This is a genomic window from Streptomyces sp. TAA040, assembly GCF_000424845.1.
This window is the reverse complement of sequence record NZ_KE384255.1, coordinates 1-14,075: the sequence shown is the minus strand read 5'-3', so window position 1 is coordinate 14,075 and position 14,075 is coordinate 1. Positions and strand designations below refer to the sequence as shown.

Genomic DNA, 14,075 nt, shown 5'->3' with positions numbered 1-14,075 from the left:
CCGGATATACCCCTCCATCGATCCCACGACCGCCCCAGAACGGGTGTGCAGTCTGCCATCTTCGCGCTCCGTTGAGTGCCCGTCCGATTACACACGATCGAAAGTTACGCGTGCACGTGCATCTGCCCTTGCATCCGTCGCGCACATTGGCAACCATGGGAGCAGCCCAAGTGCACCGCGTGCACGAGAGTTTGGGCTCCCGGCGCCATCGGGCCGCGCAACCGTCTGGTCCTTAACCGGACCTCCGCTTCCGTCACAAGCCAGGGGGTACCTCGCTGTGGGGACTGAAGGAACCACCGTGCTTGAGCCGTTATGGCAGGGCCTCCCTCCGCTCGACCCGGACGCACTGGCCGGAGCCGCGTCCAGCGCACTTCCGTCACAGTACGAGTCGGTGCAGACGGCGCGGGAGTTCACCAGGAACACCCTGAGCGGCTGGGGTCTGTCGTCGCACTGCGACGACGTCACGCTCGTCGTCTCCGAACTGGTCACCAACGCCCTCCGGCACGGCCTGCCCACCGCGGCCGCGTCCGGCAGCCTCGACGCTCCGGTCCGGCTGCACCTGATGCGCTGGTCGTCCCGGCTGGTCTGCGCGGTGCGCGACCCCAGCCACTGCGCCCCCGTCTCCGCCCACGACAACAACGACCCGTTCGCGGCCCTGGCCGACTTCGCCGACACGACCGCGGAATCCGGACGCGGACTCTTCCTCGTCGAGTCCTTCAGCGACAGCTGGGGGTGGCAGCCGCTCACCGGCGCCGTCCCGGGCAAGGTCGTCTGGGCCCTCTTCCGGGTGGGCCTCGGCAGCGCGGGGCCCACCGCCGCGGGCTCGGCCTGACCGACGCACGGGCGCGGGGGTGCGGTCGACGGGAGTCCTCTTGTCGACCGCACCCCCGCACGCACCCGTGCCACCGCTCCCGCCTCCCGTACCGTCCGCCGGCCGTGCCGCGTATCCGGCGCCCCGGCGCCCGCGCCGGATCGCGTCCACCCCGGTCGCCTCTGCCCGGAACATGTCCGCCGGGTCGCGTCCGGACGCACCGCCGGGCCCTCCCGGCCGACTCAGGACGTCGACGGCCGCAAGGACCCGGCGGCGGCACGGCGCGGCGCACACCCGGTGACCGGCCGCCGCGGGGAGGAGAACTCCCCGCACGCGGGCCCGGCCCCTCGCGGGGTCAGCCGCTGATCAGGTGGTCGAACTCGCCGTCCTTGATGCCGAGCAGCATCGCCTCCACCTCTGCGGGCGTGTAGACGAGCGCGGGGCCGTCCGGGAAACGCGAGTTGCGGACCGCCACGTCCCCGCCGGGGAGCTTGGCGAACTCCACGCAGGTTCCCTGCGAGTTGCTGTGCCGGCTCTTCTGCCAGGTGACCCCCTGGAGGTCCTTGGCGGCCATGCCGTTCCGTGCCTGCTGCATAGGGCTCTCCCGGGTAGTTCAGTTCCCAACTATCAGCGATGGTAACCCCGTTCACGTGCAAATGCATGAGTCGATGCACGTGCACGACGGACCGTCGCAAGGCCATCACCCCCGGTCAGAGATACGGAGTGCGAGCCACCGCCACTCAGGCCCGGCGCGCCACAGGCGTCACGAGCGTCACAGGCGACCACGCCTCAGCGCCATCCGACGCGGGATCCGTTGCTCCGCACACACACCTTTCCCGCTAGGACGAGGGCGCCCGCCCCCGGGTTCCCGCGCGCGGTGTCGCACCCACCACGTCACGGGCGGTACCGCCCCCGTTACCTCCGCGCCGCCGACCCCGGCGGCGACCGACGGCATCGCGGTCGAGGGTGCGTCGCGACACCGTAGGAGGCCGGACCCTGCGCGCGGCGCGAGTGGGCACCCGGTGGGCGCACACATCCCGGAAGGCGAGGATCGCGAACGACGGTCCGGTGCGGGGTCGGACCCGCGGGTGCCGGGACCTGGGCACCGGAAGATCACCTATCGCCGCCCACCGTCGCGTCTGCCCCGGCCTCCTGCCCTGTCGCAGCCGGCGGACCGGTCGCGGAGAATGGCGGAGACGGGATGTCGATCCGGCCGCGGCCCGTTCGTCGTCATGGCGAACGGCGGCCACGCCGCACGGGACCACCAGCCCCCTGACAGGAGTCGACCATGAAGTACATGCTGTTGATCAACGCCGGAGCCACCGACGAGAACGGCGGCGCCGCCGAGTGCGGCGTCGAAGACTGGATGGCCTACGACAAGGCAGTGAAGGACGCGGGCATCTGGGTCTCCGGCGAGTCGCTGGCCGACCTGGTCACCGCCACGAAGGTTCGGGTCGACCAGGACGGAAAGCCCACCGTCACCGACGGGCCGTTCGCGGAGACCCGTGAGGTCCTCGGCGGCTTCTACGTGATCGACGTCCCGGACCTGGACGTCGCACTCGAATGGGCCGCCCGGTGCCCCGGCTCGCGGGGCACCGGATCGGTCGTCGTGCGTCCGATCGCCGACTTCGGGGCCTGACCGTGAGGGACGAGGGGGGCACCGGCACCGGCGCCCCCGTGGAGCCGCACCGGATACTCGCCCGGATCTCCGTGGAAGCGGTGTTCCGTGAGGAACACGGCCGGCTGCTGGCCTCCCTTGTCCGGCGCTTCGGTGATCTCGACCTGGCCGAAGAGGCTGCCTCCGAGGCGCTGGAGATGGCCTTGGTGCACTGGCCGGTCGAGGGCGTTCCGAACAAGCCGGGGGCCTGGCTCGTGACCACGGCCCGGCGCAAGGCCGTCGACCGTCTGCGACGGGACCAGAGGTACGCCGCTCGCCTCGCCGTCCTGCAGGTGGAGGCGGACCGCGCCGGTTCCTCCCCACCCGCGGACTCCGACGGCGGGCTGCCCGACGAGCGCCTGCAGTTGTTCTTCACCTGTGCGCACCCGGCCCTCGCCGCCGAGGACCGCACCGCGCTGACCCTCCGCTGCCTGGCCGGGCTGACCACACCGGAAGTGGCGCGGGCCTTCCTCGTCCCCACCGCAACGATGGCCCAGCGGATCGTACGGGCGAAGAAGAAGATCCACGGAGCCCGCATCCCGTTCCGTGTGCCCGGCGCCGACGAACTACCCGAACGCCTGCCCGGCGTGCTCCAGGTCCTGTACTCCCTCTGCACCGAGGGGTACGCCGCGAGCTCGGGCCCGCGGCTGCATCGCCCCGACCTCGCAGAGGAGGCCATCCGGCTGGCGCGAATCCTGCGCCGCCTGATGCCTGCGGAGCGGGAGGTGGCCGGACTGCTCGGCCTCATGCTGCTGGTCCACGCACGACGCGGGGCCCGAACCGGACCCGAAGGCGAGCCCGTGCTGCTCGAGGACCAGGACCGCGCCCGCTGGGACCACGCGATGATCGAGGAGGGCAGCAGCCTGGCGGTGCTCGCGCTCACCGGCGGGGCGCCCGGTCCGTACGGGGTGCAGGCCGCCATCGCTGCCCTCCACGACGAGGCCGCCGACCTCGCGAGCACCGACTGGCCGCAGATCGTCGCGCTGTACGAGGTGCTGCTCGCCCTCGCCCCTTCCCCTGTCGTCGCACTCAACCGGGCAGTTGCCGTGGCGATGCGTGACGGACCGCAGGCAGGCCTGGTCCTCCTCGACGAGCTGGCGGCAGAGCCCGCCCTGCGTCACCACCATCCCTACCCGGCCGCCCGTGCGCACCTGCTGGAGCAGCTCGACCGGCTGCCCGAAGCCGCCGCGGCGTACCGCAAGGCGCTCGACCTGACCGGAACAGGCCCCGAACGCACCCGTCTGAGGCAGCGGCTGCGCGCGGTTCTGCCCTCGGGGCCCGACGGCAGCGCCGACGGGTGACCGCCACGGGTGACCGCCTCCGCGTTCTCCGACGTGCGCGCGGGCCCGGGCCGGACGGTCGTCAGGCGGACGGGAGCCGGGTGCGCAGGAGGCAGAACTCGTTGCCCTCCGGGTCGGCCAGGACGTGCCAGCTCTCGGCACCGGTCTGGCCGACGTCGACGGGCGTCGTGCCGAGGGTGAGCAGCCGCTGCAGTTCGGCGTCCTGGTCGCGGTCGGTGGCGCTGACGTCCATGTGCATCCGGAGTTTCCCGGGCCGCGGGTCGCTGCTGGGACTGAGAACCAGGGTGGGCTGCGGGCCGCCGAAACCAGTGCCGGGCAGCCCGATCTCGATGCTGCCGTCGCTCTCCCGGTCGAGTTCGACGTAACCGAGGACCTCACCCCAGAACGCGGCGAGCCGTTCGGGGTCGGCAGCGTCGATGACCAGTTCACTGATGCGGCATGCCATGCCCGCCAGTGTAGGCGGGACGCCCCCACCCCGAAGGCCGGGCGAGCGGTCGGGCTACCGCTGGGCGCAGGGCAGCAGCGCCATCTCCCGGGCGTTCTTGACGGCCCGGGCGAGCAGCCGCTGCTGCTGCGCCGTCACCCGGGTCACCCGGCGGCTGCGGATCTTCCCTCGGTCGGAGAGGAACCTGCGCAGCAGGTCGGTGTCCTTGTAGTCGATGTAGGTGATGCCCGCGGCATCGAGGGGGTTGGGGCGGGGCGTGACCGGCCTGGCCGGCTGCCGACGGTGTGCCATGGTGCTCCTCGCGGTGTGGCGGCTGAGGCGGGGAAGGGGGCGCGAGCCGGGGCCGGTCGCCCCGTCGGCGGACCGACGGGCGGGCGGTGGCCCCGAGGGTGTGCGGGGAAGCGCGATGCTTCACCGCACACCCTCAGGCCGCGAAGTCGAGCAGTCCGTCGAAGGCGTGCGGCAGGTGGCGCCAGGCCGCCGACCCGGCGGCGTACTCCGCGTCGTCGAGCAGGCAGGAGTCCAACAGCCGGCACAGCCCCTCGCGGTCCAGGTCAGGGGAGACGAAGACCAGGTGCTGCACGCGGTCGCCGTGTTCCGGGTGCCAGTCGAGCGCCGCCGCGGCACGACGTACCGCGGGGACCGCGTCCCAGGCCGCGTCGGGCAGCGCCGCCAGCCAGGGCCCGGCATCCTCGACGCACAGCGCGCCCCCGGCCGCGTCCCAGGCGAGCAGCGTGTCCGGTCGGTCGGCCAGCCAGAACCGTCCGCGGCTGCGAGCCGCCGCCCGGCACAGTTCCTCCAGCACGTCGTGCAGCCGGCCGGGGTGGAACGGACGCACCTGGCGCCAGACGAAGGTGTCCACCCCCTCAGCCGAGTCGTCCTGCGGCAGCAGCGCGCAGGACGGATGCATCCGAGCCGCGGCACTCTCCACGTCGAAACCCGCGGTGGCGGCGCGGACGAGGTCCGCCGCCGGTGCGTCCGCGGCGACCTCGATCCGCGCGGCGGTCGGGTGGAGCTGGGCAAGCAGGGCCAGGTCGCCGGCGTCGGCCGCGTCCTCGCCTGCCACCAGGGCGAGCACTGCGGGGTACTCCACCTGCCGTGCCCAGGTGTCCGCGACCGTCCGGCGGTCGGTGGCGGCAGCGGCCAGTCCGGCCTCGTCCAGGTCGACGCCGTCCGCGAGGTACGGCAGCGCCAGAGCCGGGTCCACCGCCGTCACCACCCCGGACAGCCGCAGGGCGGACCCGCCGTGCGCGGCCACCACCTCGGCCATCGCCTTGGGCTCCACGGAGTCCCACAGTTCGACCACCGCCAGTCGGCAGAGACCGGCCACCGCCAGGCGCTCCAACTCCGGTAGCAGGTCCTCGCGCAGGGCGCAGCAGGCGCAGTCGTTCACCAGCGGCGCCTCCCCGGTGTCCAGCAGCCCGCGCGCCTCGCGCACCGTCCGGCGAACGGCTCCGCGCCCGGCGGTGGCCAGGTCGTGGTGCAGCGCGACGCTGCCGGGCACCTCGGAGAGCAGCCGGTCGACCACCGTCCGGCGGGCGGTGGCGTGCATCCCGCCGACCACGACCACCGGCAGCCGGCCGTCGTGCGGGCGCGGCGCACGCGAGGGGAACGGCAGGTCGGACGCGGGCCGGCCGGCCATCAGCGGGCCTCGCGCCGGCCGTAGCGGCGCTCGAAGCGCTCCACTCGTCCGGCGGTGTCCAGCACCCGCGCGGTACCGGTGTAGAAGGGGTGGCTCGCGGACGAGATCTCCACGTCGATGACGGGGTAGGTGCGGCCGTCCTCCCACTCGACGGTCAACGCACTGGTGGCGGTGGAGCGGGTGAGGAAGGCGAAGTCGGCGGCCCGGTCGCGGAACACGACCGGCCGGTACTCGGGGTGGATGCCGGGTTGCATGTCGGGCTGTCTCCTTCGGGGGGCGGGGTTCCGGCGCCAGGCGGGGGCCGGACGGGTCAGCGTTCCTCGCGGTAGTCGACGTGTCGGCGGACGACCGGGTCGTACGTGCGAAGCACCAGGCGATCGGGGTGGTTCCGGCGATTCTTGCGGGTGACGTAGGTGTGGCCGGTCCCCGCGGTGGAGCGGAGTCTGATCACCGGGCGCAGTTCGTTGCGAGCCATGGGGGTACTATACACAAACGAAAACCATTTTCATTAAGCCTGCGAGGAGGCACCTTGCCCGCCCACTGCCAGCTCACCGGCGCAGCACCGGTCTTCGGCAACCGCATCTCCCACTCGCACCGCCGCACGTCCCGCCGGTTCGACCCCAACATCCAGCGCAAGCGCTACTGGCTGCCCTCGGAGGGCCGCCACGTCCGCCTCACGCTCAGCGCCAAGGGGATCCGGACGATCGACACCCTCGGCATCGAAGCAGCCGTCGCCCGGATCCGGGCACGCGGCGGAAAGGTCTGAGCATGGCCAAGGAGAGCAAAATCGCGAAGAACGAGCAGCGGCGGGCCGTCGTCGCCCGCCACGCGGCGCGGCGCGCCGCGCTGAAGGCGGTCCTCCGGTCCCCCGACACCCCGGACGCGGAACGGGCCGCTGCCCAGCGCGAACTGAACCGCCAGCCGCGGGACGCGAGCGCGACCCGCGTACGCAACCGGGACAGCGTCGACGGCCGCCCCCGTGGCCACCTCCGCGCCTTCGGACTGTCCCGGGTCAACCTCCGCAAGCTCGCCCACGCGGGCCACCTGCCCGGCGTCCGCAAGTCGAGCTGGTAGGCCCCGCCGGGGCGAACGGGCGGGCCACCGGCCGACGGGCGGACGGGGCGCGGCGGAGTCCGCCTCCACCGACATGGGGGGCGGACGGGCGGCGGGACGGCCGGACGGGGTGAAGAGGTGCGGTCGGATGGCCGCTACCGGGTTCGGGAAGGTATCGGCCGAGGTATCCCTGTCCGACCGTCACCGACGTCTGGAGTACGCGATGCCGCCGAGAGCCGTCCCCGCCGGACCGTCCGCCCCGCCCTCGGGACGTGCCGCCCTCCCGCGCGGGGGGCGGCACGTCCCGCGCGGGCGCCGCCGGACGGTGTGGGCACTGCTGCTGGCCTGCTCGCTGCTGGGGGCGGCCGCCTGCGAGCCGGCGGCCCCGCAGGACGGCAAGGGGCCCTGGGCCTCGCCGTTCACCGGGATGCCCGCGCACGACGGCCAGGTGCTGGCGGTGAAGCTCGACAACGCCCGGCGGGCCCGCCCGCACCTCGGCGTCGAGCAGGCCGACCTGGTGTACTTCGAGAAGGTGGAGGGCGGCATGAGCCGCCTGATGGGGGTGTACGCGAGCCGGTACCCGGCAGCCGTCGGGCCAGTGCGCAGCGTCCGGGAGTCGGACCTGGAGCTGCTGGCGCAGTTCGGCCGCCCCGCCCTGGCGTACTCGGGCGTGCGCAGCGACCTGCGGGGTGAGATCGAGCGGTCGCCGAACCAGGTGGTCCCGCCCTCGGTGGCTCCCGGCGCCTACTTCCGGGACTTCGACCGCCCCGCGCCGCACCACCTGTTCGTGGACCCCCGCGAGGCGCTGCGCGCCGCGCCGCAGGCGGACCGCGGCGGGGACATCGGCTTCCGGTTCGGGCCGCGGCCGGACGGGGGGCGGCCGACGGCGCAGCGGTCCGTCCGGTACTCCGCGGCCGAGGTGGGGTTCTCCTGGTCGGATTCCGGGTCCCGGTGGCTGGCGTCATTCGACGGCGCGCCCGCCATGGGGGGCAGCGGGCGGCGGCTCGGCGCGAGGACGGTCGTCATCCAGCACGTGACGATGCGGCCCTCCCGCTTCACGGACTTCTCGGGGGCCGTGACGCCGTACATCGAGACAGTCGGTCGCGGACGGGCGACGGTGCTGCGGGACGGCAGGGCCTACGAGACCACCTGGCAGCGGCCCGCCGCCGGGTCGGGGACGTCCTTCACCCGGCCGGACGGGGAGCCGATGCCCTTCGCACCGGGCCAGGTCTGGGTGGTCTACGCCGACCGCTGAGCCGCCGGGCCGCGCGCCCTGGCCGGGTCACGCCTGCCGGCGGTACGGACCTCCCCGCGAGGGCACGCTTGACTTGAATCTCTGTTCAACTCATAGCGTCGTCCGTGTCGGCCCACAGTGGAGGTAGCGATGTCCATGGAGAGCACCGCGTGGAACGCGATGTACAAGGCGCGGTACGCGACGGACGACCAGCGGCCCTTCACCCGGGCCACCCTGCGACGCATCCTGCACTTCGCCCGGCCCCACCGGCGGATGATCCGCACGTTCCTGTTCTTCAGCACGGTCGCGGCCGGGCTCGCCGTCGCCACGCCGCTGCTGGCGGGCCGAGTGGTCGACGCCATCGTGGCGGACGCCCCCCCGCGCACGGTCGTGTGGCTGGCGGCGCTGATCGCGCTCATCGCCCTCGCCGAGGCGGGGATCGGCCTGATGACCCGCTGGTTGTCCGCCCGGATCGGCGAGGGCCTGATCCTCGACCTGCGCACCGCGGTCTTCGACCACGTGCAGCGGATGCCGGTGGCCTTCTTCACCAGGACGCGGACCGGGGCGCTGGTCAGCCGGCTCAACAACGACGTGCTGGGCGCGCAGCGGGCTTTCAGCGACACACTGTCCGGACTGGTCAGCAACCTGGTGACGCTGCTGCTGACGCTGGTGGTCATGCTCCAGCTCTCCTGGCAGATCACGCTGCTCTCCCTGGCGCTGCTGCCGGTGTTCGTCGTGCCCGCGCGGCGGATGGGGGCGAAGCTGGCGCGGCTCTCCCGCGAGGCGGCCGAGCACAACTCCACCATGAGCACCCGGATGACCGAGCGGTTCTCCGCGCCGGGCGCCACCCTGGTGAAGCTGTTCGGGCGTCCGGAGCAGGAGTCCGCCGAGTTCGCCGCCCACGCCGAGCGGGTGCGGGACATCGGGGTCCGGACGGCGATGCTCCAGATGTCCTTCGTCACCGCGCTCACCCTGGTCTCCGCGCTCGCACTGGCCCTCGTCTACGGGCTCGGCGGCTTCTTCGCACTGAGCGGCGCACTCGCCGCCGGCACGGTGGTCTCCCTCGCCCTCCTGCTGACCCGCCTCTACGCGCCGCTGACGGCGCTCGCCAGCGCCCGCGTCGAGGTGATGAGCGCGCTGGTGAGCTTCCAGCGGGTGTTCGAGGTGCTGGACCTCGAACCGCTCGTCCGGGAGAGCCCGGACGCCGTGCCCGTGCCCGAGGGTCCGGTGTCGGTGGAGTTCGAGGACGTGGACTTCGCCTACCCGTCGGCGGACAAGGTCTCGCTCGCCTCGCTGGAGGAGGTGGCCACCCTGGACGCCCGCGGCGGCGAGACGGTGCTGCACGGCGTCAGCTTCCGGGCCGAGCCCGGCCAACTCGTCGCGCTGGTCGGCTCGTCGGGTGCGGGCAAGTCCACCGTCGCGCAGCTCGCCCCGCGGCTGTACGACACCGACGGCGGCACGGTGCGGCTGGCCGGGGTGGACGTGCGGGACCTCGGCGCCGAGTCGCTGCGGCGCACCCTGGGCATGGTCACCCAGGACGGCCACCTCTTCCACGACACCATCCGGGCGAACCTGCTCTTCGCCCGGCGGGACGCCTTGGAGGAGGAGCTGTGGGACGCCCTGCGCCGGGCCAGGCTGGAGGAACTGATCACCGCGCTGCCGGCCGGGCTGGACACCGTGGTCGGTGAGCGCGGCTACCGGCTCTCCGGCGGGGAGCGGCAGCGGCTGACCATCGCCCGGCTGCTGCTGGCGCGACCCCGAGTGGTGATCCTTGACGAGGCCACCGCGCATCTCGACTCAACCTCGGAGGCGGCCGTGCAGGAGGCGCTCACCGAGGCGCTGTCCGGACGGACCTCGGTGGTGATCGCCCACCGGCTCTCGACCGTCCGGCGGGCGGACCAGATCCTCGTCCTGGAGGAGGGCCGCATCGTGGAACGCGGCACGCACGAGGAGCTGCTGGCCCGCAGCGGCCGGTACGAGGAGCTGTACCGCACGCAGTTCGACGAACCGCCGCGACCCTCCGGGGACGAGCACTCCCCGCTGACCGTGTGAGCCCGGCGCCCCGTGGGCTCCTACCCGCCGGACGGTGCGCCCCTGCCGCCTTCGGACGCGCCGCCCGCAGGACCGCCGGGGGACGAGTCGCCCCCGGACGGACCGACGGGGGCGGGCAGCCGTTCCAGGTGCCGTTCCCAGCGCGGGGAGGCGGCCAGCGCGCCCAGTTCCTCCGGGTCGAGCGGCGGAGCGGAGCGGGAGGCCGGGACACCCGTCTCCCGCGGGGCGTTCAGCTGGTAGACCTGCACCTGCCGGCCGTCCGGGTCGGTGCGGACGGCCTGCCAGACCCGGACGCCGCCCTCGGCCCCCGCCAGGCGCGCGGCCTCCATGACGTAGCGCACCGAGCCGTCCTCCTCGGTGGTCTGCTCGCAGGCCTCGAACTCCATCCGCTCCTGCTCCGGGCAGCCGAGGGGCTCATCGGTGGGCCGGTCGCGGTTCAGGAAGACCACCGTCAGGGCGCCCCCGCGGCCGTCGTCGTACACGAGCCGGGCGGACAGCGTGCCGGGGCGGCCCTGCGGAGTCTGCGGGCCGGTGCTCTCCTCGTCGGAGAAGACCCCTGCGGGGAGCAGCGACCGCAGGGTGCGCAGCGTCTCCGCGCCGAGCGTGCCGGGGCGGTCCGCGTCGGGGGCCGTCCCGCCGTCGGGGGCCGCGGAACGTTCGTCGCGTGCGGGGTCCGGGAGCAGCGCCGCTCCGGTGAGCACCGCGGCCGTCGTCACCAGGCCCGCCCCAGCCGCGGCGGCGCGGCGACGCAGCAGGTGCCGGCCGCGCACCGGCCCGGAGGCGGCCAGCGCGGCCCCGTCGATACGGCTCTCCCCACCGGCCTCCTCCGCCGGGTTCCCCTCGCGGTCCGCCCCGCCCTCCGCCGGCGGGCCCTCCCCGTCGTCCGCCGCCGCCCGGCCGTCGTCCGCGCGCAGCGCGTCCGGCTCCGGCAAGCGGGCGGGACGGGCCCGCACCGACGCCGGGGCGGTGCGCAGGACGCGCGCGATCGCCCGGGGGCTCCGGCCCTCCCGCCGCAGCACCAGGACGGCCCGTTCCTCGGCCGTCAGGCCGCGCAGCGCCTCCAGCTCCCGCCCGCACGGTTCTGCAGCCGGCCGCGACGCGCGTGGCGGTTCCGGACCGTCGTCCGGGGCCGGTGCGCCCTCGGGGACCCAGTCCACCGCGAGGCCCGCGCCACGCTGCCGCCGCGCACGCTCCTGTGCCAGGTACCGCCGCACCAGCACCGTCCCGGCGCGGTCGGCCGGGTCCGCGCTCTCCGCGCGGCCCGCCCACCGCACGTACATCCGGGCCAGCGTCTCCCGCACGAGTTCCTCGGCCCGGCGGGTGTCGCCGCCGGTGAGGAGGCACGCGGTGCGATAGAGCCGTCCGGCGGCGCGGTGGGCGAAATCCGCGTACGCGTCCAGCCGTGCCTGTCTCATGTCTTCCCCGCCGTTCCCCGCAGCTTCCCCGTTCCCGGCCCCGAGGTGCTCGCCCCCTCCCCGCACCGGGCGCCGGGCCGGAGGGGCAGCACTCCCGAGTGGGGAAGAGTATCGGCTCGGGCCGGGCCGGGCCGGGCAGCAGTCCGCCGGGCCCCGGACGGCCCAGTCCGGCGGGCGGGTACACGAGTGGCGGCCGACGATGGAGGTCGTCCCGTCCGCACCCTCCCCGAGGAGATGCACAGTGACCTTCAGCCATGAGCAGGTGCGGCGCTGCACGGTGGCCGTGGACATGGGCGCCGCCCGCACCAGGGTGTACCTCAAGCAGGAGGGGCTGGTGGTGGACGAGCCGACCATCGTCGCGGTCGACGGCAGGACGGGCTCGCTGATCGCGGTGGGGGGACCGGCCGAGCGGATGGCCGGCCGTACGCCGGACCACATCCGGGTGGTCCGGCCCGTCTCCCAGGGCACGGTGGTCGACGTCCGGATGGCGCAGCGGATGCTGCGCGCCATGATCGGTGAGCCGACCCGACGGGCCTGGCGTCGCAAGGCGGTGCTCCGGGCGGCTGTCTGCCTGCCGTACGACGCCGACCCGGTGGCGCGGCGGGCCGCGATCGACACGCTGAGCGGTCTCGGGGCGCGGCGGGTGGAGACGGTGGACACGCTGATCGCCGCGGGCATCGGCTGCGGGCTCCCGGTCGAGCGGCCGGAGGCGACGATGATCGTGGTGTGCGGGGCGGCGACCACCCAGGTGGCCGTGCTCTCGCTGGGTTCGATCGTGGCCGCGGCACGGGTCCCGGTGGGCGGCGACGCCATCGAACAGGCCGTCGTCCAGCACCTGCGGGACGCGTACGCGCTCACCCTGCCGCACCGCGCGGTGCGGGCGCTGCACCTGGACATCGCGGCGGCCGGCCTGAGTGCCCCGGTGCGCACCGTCGTACACGGACGGGACGTCGCCACCGGGCAGACCCGTTCCGTCCAGGTGGACCCGGAGGACGTGCACCGGGTGATGCAGTCATCGCTGTCGACGATGGTGGACACCATCCGGGGAGTGCTGCACCGCTGCCCGCCGGAGCTGGTCGCCGACCTGGCGGAACGCGGCATCATGCTGGCCGGTGGCAGCGCGCTGCTTCCGGGGCTGGACGAACGGCTCCGGAGGGCCACCTCGATGCTCGTGCAGGTGGCCGACGATCCGGCGGCGGGTTCGATCAACGGGATGGCGGCGCTCATCGAGGGGCGGGCCCGGCCCCTGCACCTCGACCCGCTCGCCCCCTGAAAGGTCCGCACCGCAGCAGCCTCCCGTTCGAAATCTGACGGCAGGTCGGTCTTCAGGAGGGCTGGATGCCGCCGGGGGCGCGGGTTTATTCACTTGTTGACGGGACGAGCACGGCCGGAAGTCTTGACGTCTCATCCTCTCAACGGTTCACTCGCACTGGCTTTGACAGGTATGGACCAGGTTTTCGCCGCCCGGGCGCCGCTCGCCCGGTGGGGAGCCCTGCCCGCACCGGCCGGAGCCGCGCTCCGCCGACCGGCGGCACGCGACCCCCGCAGTGTCCCCCACACCGCATTCGAGGTGCACGCATGTCCCCCAGACGTACCCCCCGACGTCGTCTGCGCACATCAGCCCTGCTGTCCACGGTACTGGCCGGTGCCCTGGGTCTGACCCTGGCCGCCACCGGGCCCGCCTCCGGTGAGACCGCCGGCGCCGGGAGCCGGCAGGCCGACGCCGCTCCCGCCGCCGTCGTCTTCGAGGACGACTTCGACGGTCCCGCCGGCGCCGCCGTGGACGGCGGCAAGTGGAACCTGGAGACCGGCGACAACGTCCACAACCACGAACGCCAGTACTACACCTCCGGCAACGACAACGCCGCCCTCGACGGCAACGGCAACCTCGTCATCACCGCCCGCCAGGAGAACCCGGCCAACTACCAGTGCTGGTACGGCACCTGCGACTACACCTCGGCCCGGCTGAACACTTCGGGCAAGTTCGCCGCCCAGTACGGCCACGTCGAGACCCGGATGAAGACGACCCAGGGCCGGGGCCTGTGGCCCGCCTTCTGGATGCTCGGCAACAACTTCGGCGACGTGGGCTGGCCGAACAGCGGTGAGATCGACATCATGGAGAACGTCGGCCACGAGCCCGGCACCGTGCACGGCACGGTCCACGGCCCCGGCTACTCCGGTGCCGGCGGCGTCGGCGAAAGCTTCACCCTGCCGAACGGCGAGGCCTTCGCGGACGGCTTCCACACCTTCGCCGTCGACTGGGCGCCCGACCGCATCACCTGGTCCGTCGACGGCCAGGAACACCACACCCTCACCCCCGCCGACGTCGGCGGCGCCTGGGCGTTCAACCACGACTTCTTCCTCATCCTGAACCTCGCGGTCGGCGGCGACTGGCCCGGCGACCCGGACGCCGCGACCGAGTTCCCCGCCGAACTCGTCGTGGACTACGTCCGCGTCACCACCGG

The 14,075-nt window shown here is 73.8% G+C and carries 16 protein-coding genes; 9 read left to right on the top strand and 7 right to left on the bottom strand.

The genetic code is table 11. The annotated features are described in order from the left end of the window. The first annotated feature begins 277 nt into the window (after nucleotides 1-277). Nucleotides 278-832 carry an ATP-binding protein gene (locus H300_RS0123640; RefSeq protein ID WP_078516258.1) on the top strand — a complete coding sequence of 185 codons (555 nt, stop codon included), beginning with the start codon at nucleotides 278-280 and terminating at the stop codon, nucleotides 830-832. Between the two features lie 334 nt (nucleotides 833-1,166). Here the strand turns inward: H300_RS0123640 and H300_RS0123635 are convergent, their stop codons facing one another. Continuing rightward, the gene (locus H300_RS0123635; RefSeq protein ID WP_028429363.1) at nucleotides 1,167-1,406 is read right to left on the bottom strand and encodes a DUF397 domain-containing protein; all 240 of its coding nucleotides are present in this window, start codon (nucleotides 1,404-1,406) and stop codon (nucleotides 1,167-1,169) included. A gap of 693 nt (nucleotides 1,407-2,099) precedes the next feature. Between H300_RS0123635 and H300_RS0123630 the strand changes: the two genes are divergently transcribed. Together H300_RS0123630 and H300_RS0123625 are read left to right on the top strand one after the other, a co-directional pair. Further along, nucleotides 2,100-2,450 (top strand): YciI family protein, encoded by a 351-nt coding sequence (locus H300_RS0123630; protein ID WP_028429362.1) that lies wholly within the window; start codon nucleotides 2,100-2,102, stop codon nucleotides 2,448-2,450. A 38-nt stretch (nucleotides 2,451-2,488) separates the two neighbouring features. Beyond that, nucleotides 2,489-3,769: an RNA polymerase sigma factor gene (locus tag H300_RS0123625; protein WP_028429361.1), complete on the top strand. Its 1,281-nt coding sequence runs from the start codon at nucleotides 2,489-2,491 to the stop codon at nucleotides 3,767-3,769. Between the two features lie 61 nt (nucleotides 3,770-3,830). On the opposite strand, the gene H300_RS0123620 is transcribed toward H300_RS0123625, so the two are convergent. From H300_RS0123620 to rpmG, 5 genes are all read right to left on the bottom strand, one after another. Continuing rightward, nucleotides 3,831-4,214: a VOC family protein gene (locus H300_RS0123620; protein ID WP_028429360.1), complete on the bottom strand. Its 384-nt coding sequence runs from the start codon at nucleotides 4,212-4,214 to the stop codon at nucleotides 3,831-3,833. 54 nt (nucleotides 4,215-4,268) lie between these two features. Continuing rightward, nucleotides 4,269-4,505, bottom strand: a complete 237-nt coding sequence (gene rpsR / locus H300_RS0123615; protein WP_028429359.1) for a 30S ribosomal protein S18 — start codon at nucleotides 4,503-4,505, stop codon at nucleotides 4,269-4,271. A gap of 133 nt (nucleotides 4,506-4,638) precedes the next feature. Further along, nucleotides 4,639-5,766 (bottom strand): GTP-binding protein, encoded by a 1,128-nt coding sequence (locus H300_RS0123610; protein WP_051270403.1) that lies wholly within the window; start codon nucleotides 5,764-5,766, stop codon nucleotides 4,639-4,641. An 89-nt stretch (nucleotides 5,767-5,855) separates the two neighbouring features. Further along, nucleotides 5,856-6,110, bottom strand: coding sequence for a type B 50S ribosomal protein L31 (locus tag H300_RS0123605; RefSeq protein ID WP_028429357.1), 255 nt, complete (start codon nucleotides 6,108-6,110; stop codon nucleotides 5,856-5,858). Between the two features lie 56 nt (nucleotides 6,111-6,166). Further along, the gene (gene rpmG, locus H300_RS0123600; protein WP_028429356.1) at nucleotides 6,167-6,331 is read right to left on the bottom strand and encodes a 50S ribosomal protein L33; all 165 of its coding nucleotides are present in this window, start codon (nucleotides 6,329-6,331) and stop codon (nucleotides 6,167-6,169) included. A 54-nt stretch (nucleotides 6,332-6,385) separates the two neighbouring features. Here rpmG and rpmB point away from each other — a divergent pair, with 54 nt between their 5' ends. The 4 genes from rpmB (at nucleotide 6,386) to H300_RS0123580 (ending at nucleotide 10,195) form a co-directional block, all read left to right on the top strand. Continuing rightward, complete coding sequence (rpmB, locus tag H300_RS0123595) at nucleotides 6,386-6,622, top strand: 50S ribosomal protein L28 (RefSeq protein ID WP_028429355.1); 237 nt, start codon at nucleotides 6,386-6,388, stop codon at nucleotides 6,620-6,622. A 2-nt stretch (nucleotides 6,623-6,624) separates the two neighbouring features. Then, nucleotides 6,625-6,930 carry a 30S ribosomal protein S14 gene (gene rpsN, locus H300_RS0123590; protein WP_028429354.1) on the top strand — a complete coding sequence of 102 codons (306 nt, stop codon included), beginning with the start codon at nucleotides 6,625-6,627 and terminating at the stop codon, nucleotides 6,928-6,930. Nucleotides 6,931-7,057: 127 nt separating this feature from the next. Further along, a complete protein-coding gene (locus tag H300_RS28935) occupies nucleotides 7,058-8,164 on the top strand; it encodes a DUF3048 domain-containing protein (protein ID WP_486584023.1) in 1,107 nt (368 codons plus the stop codon). Between the two features lie 129 nt (nucleotides 8,165-8,293). Next, nucleotides 8,294-10,195, top strand: coding sequence for an ABC transporter ATP-binding protein (locus H300_RS0123580; protein ID WP_028429353.1), 1,902 nt, complete (start codon nucleotides 8,294-8,296; stop codon nucleotides 10,193-10,195). 20 nt (nucleotides 10,196-10,215) lie between these two features. On the opposite strand, the gene H300_RS31315 is transcribed toward H300_RS0123580, so the two are convergent. Continuing rightward, a complete protein-coding gene (locus H300_RS31315) occupies nucleotides 10,216-11,610 on the bottom strand; it encodes a hypothetical protein (RefSeq protein ID WP_051270340.1) in 1,395 nt (464 codons plus the stop codon). 241 nt (nucleotides 11,611-11,851) lie between these two features. Between H300_RS31315 and H300_RS0123570 the strand changes: the two genes are divergently transcribed. Both H300_RS0123570 and H300_RS28915 read left to right on the top strand, forming a co-directional pair. Beyond that, on the top strand, nucleotides 11,852-12,883 hold the full coding sequence (locus H300_RS0123570; protein ID WP_028429352.1) for a rod shape-determining protein: 1,032 nt from the start codon (nucleotides 11,852-11,854) through the stop codon (nucleotides 12,881-12,883). A 305-nt stretch (nucleotides 12,884-13,188) separates the two neighbouring features. Further along, on the top strand, nucleotides 13,189-14,075 hold an 887-nt coding region (locus H300_RS28915; RefSeq protein WP_037981760.1), incomplete at its 3' end, for a glycoside hydrolase family 16 protein.

Coding starts and splice junctions, on each gene's coding strand:
- rpsR (WP_028429359.1), bottom strand. CDS start 4,505: ATGGCACACCGTCGGCAGCCGGCCAGGCCGGTCACGCCCCGCCCCAAC.
- rpsN (WP_028429354.1), top strand. CDS start 6,625: ATGGCCAAGGAGAGCAAAATCGCGAAGAACGAGCAGCGGCGGGCCGTC.
- H300_RS0123610 (WP_051270403.1), bottom strand. CDS start 5,766: ATGCACGCCACCGCCCGCCGGACGGTGGTCGACCGGCTGCTCTCCGAG.
- H300_RS0123580 (WP_028429353.1), top strand. CDS start 8,294: ATGTCCATGGAGAGCACCGCGTGGAACGCGATGTACAAGGCGCGGTAC.
- H300_RS0123620 (WP_028429360.1), bottom strand. CDS start 4,214: ATGGCATGCCGCATCAGTGAACTGGTCATCGACGCTGCCGACCCCGAA.
- H300_RS28935 (WP_486584023.1), top strand. CDS start 7,058: ATGGCCGCTACCGGGTTCGGGAAGGTATCGGCCGAGGTATCCCTGTCC.
- H300_RS0123635 (WP_028429363.1), bottom strand. CDS start 1,406: ATGCAGCAGGCACGGAACGGCATGGCCGCCAAGGACCTCCAGGGGGTC.
- H300_RS0123605 (WP_028429357.1), bottom strand. CDS start 6,110: ATGCAACCCGGCATCCACCCCGAGTACCGGCCGGTCGTGTTCCGCGAC.
- H300_RS0123630 (WP_028429362.1), top strand. CDS start 2,100: ATGAAGTACATGCTGTTGATCAACGCCGGAGCCACCGACGAGAACGGC.
- rpmG (WP_028429356.1), bottom strand. CDS start 6,331: ATGGCTCGCAACGAACTGCGCCCGGTGATCAGACTCCGCTCCACCGCG.
- H300_RS31315 (WP_051270340.1), bottom strand. CDS start 11,610: ATGAGACAGGCACGGCTGGACGCGTACGCGGATTTCGCCCACCGCGCC.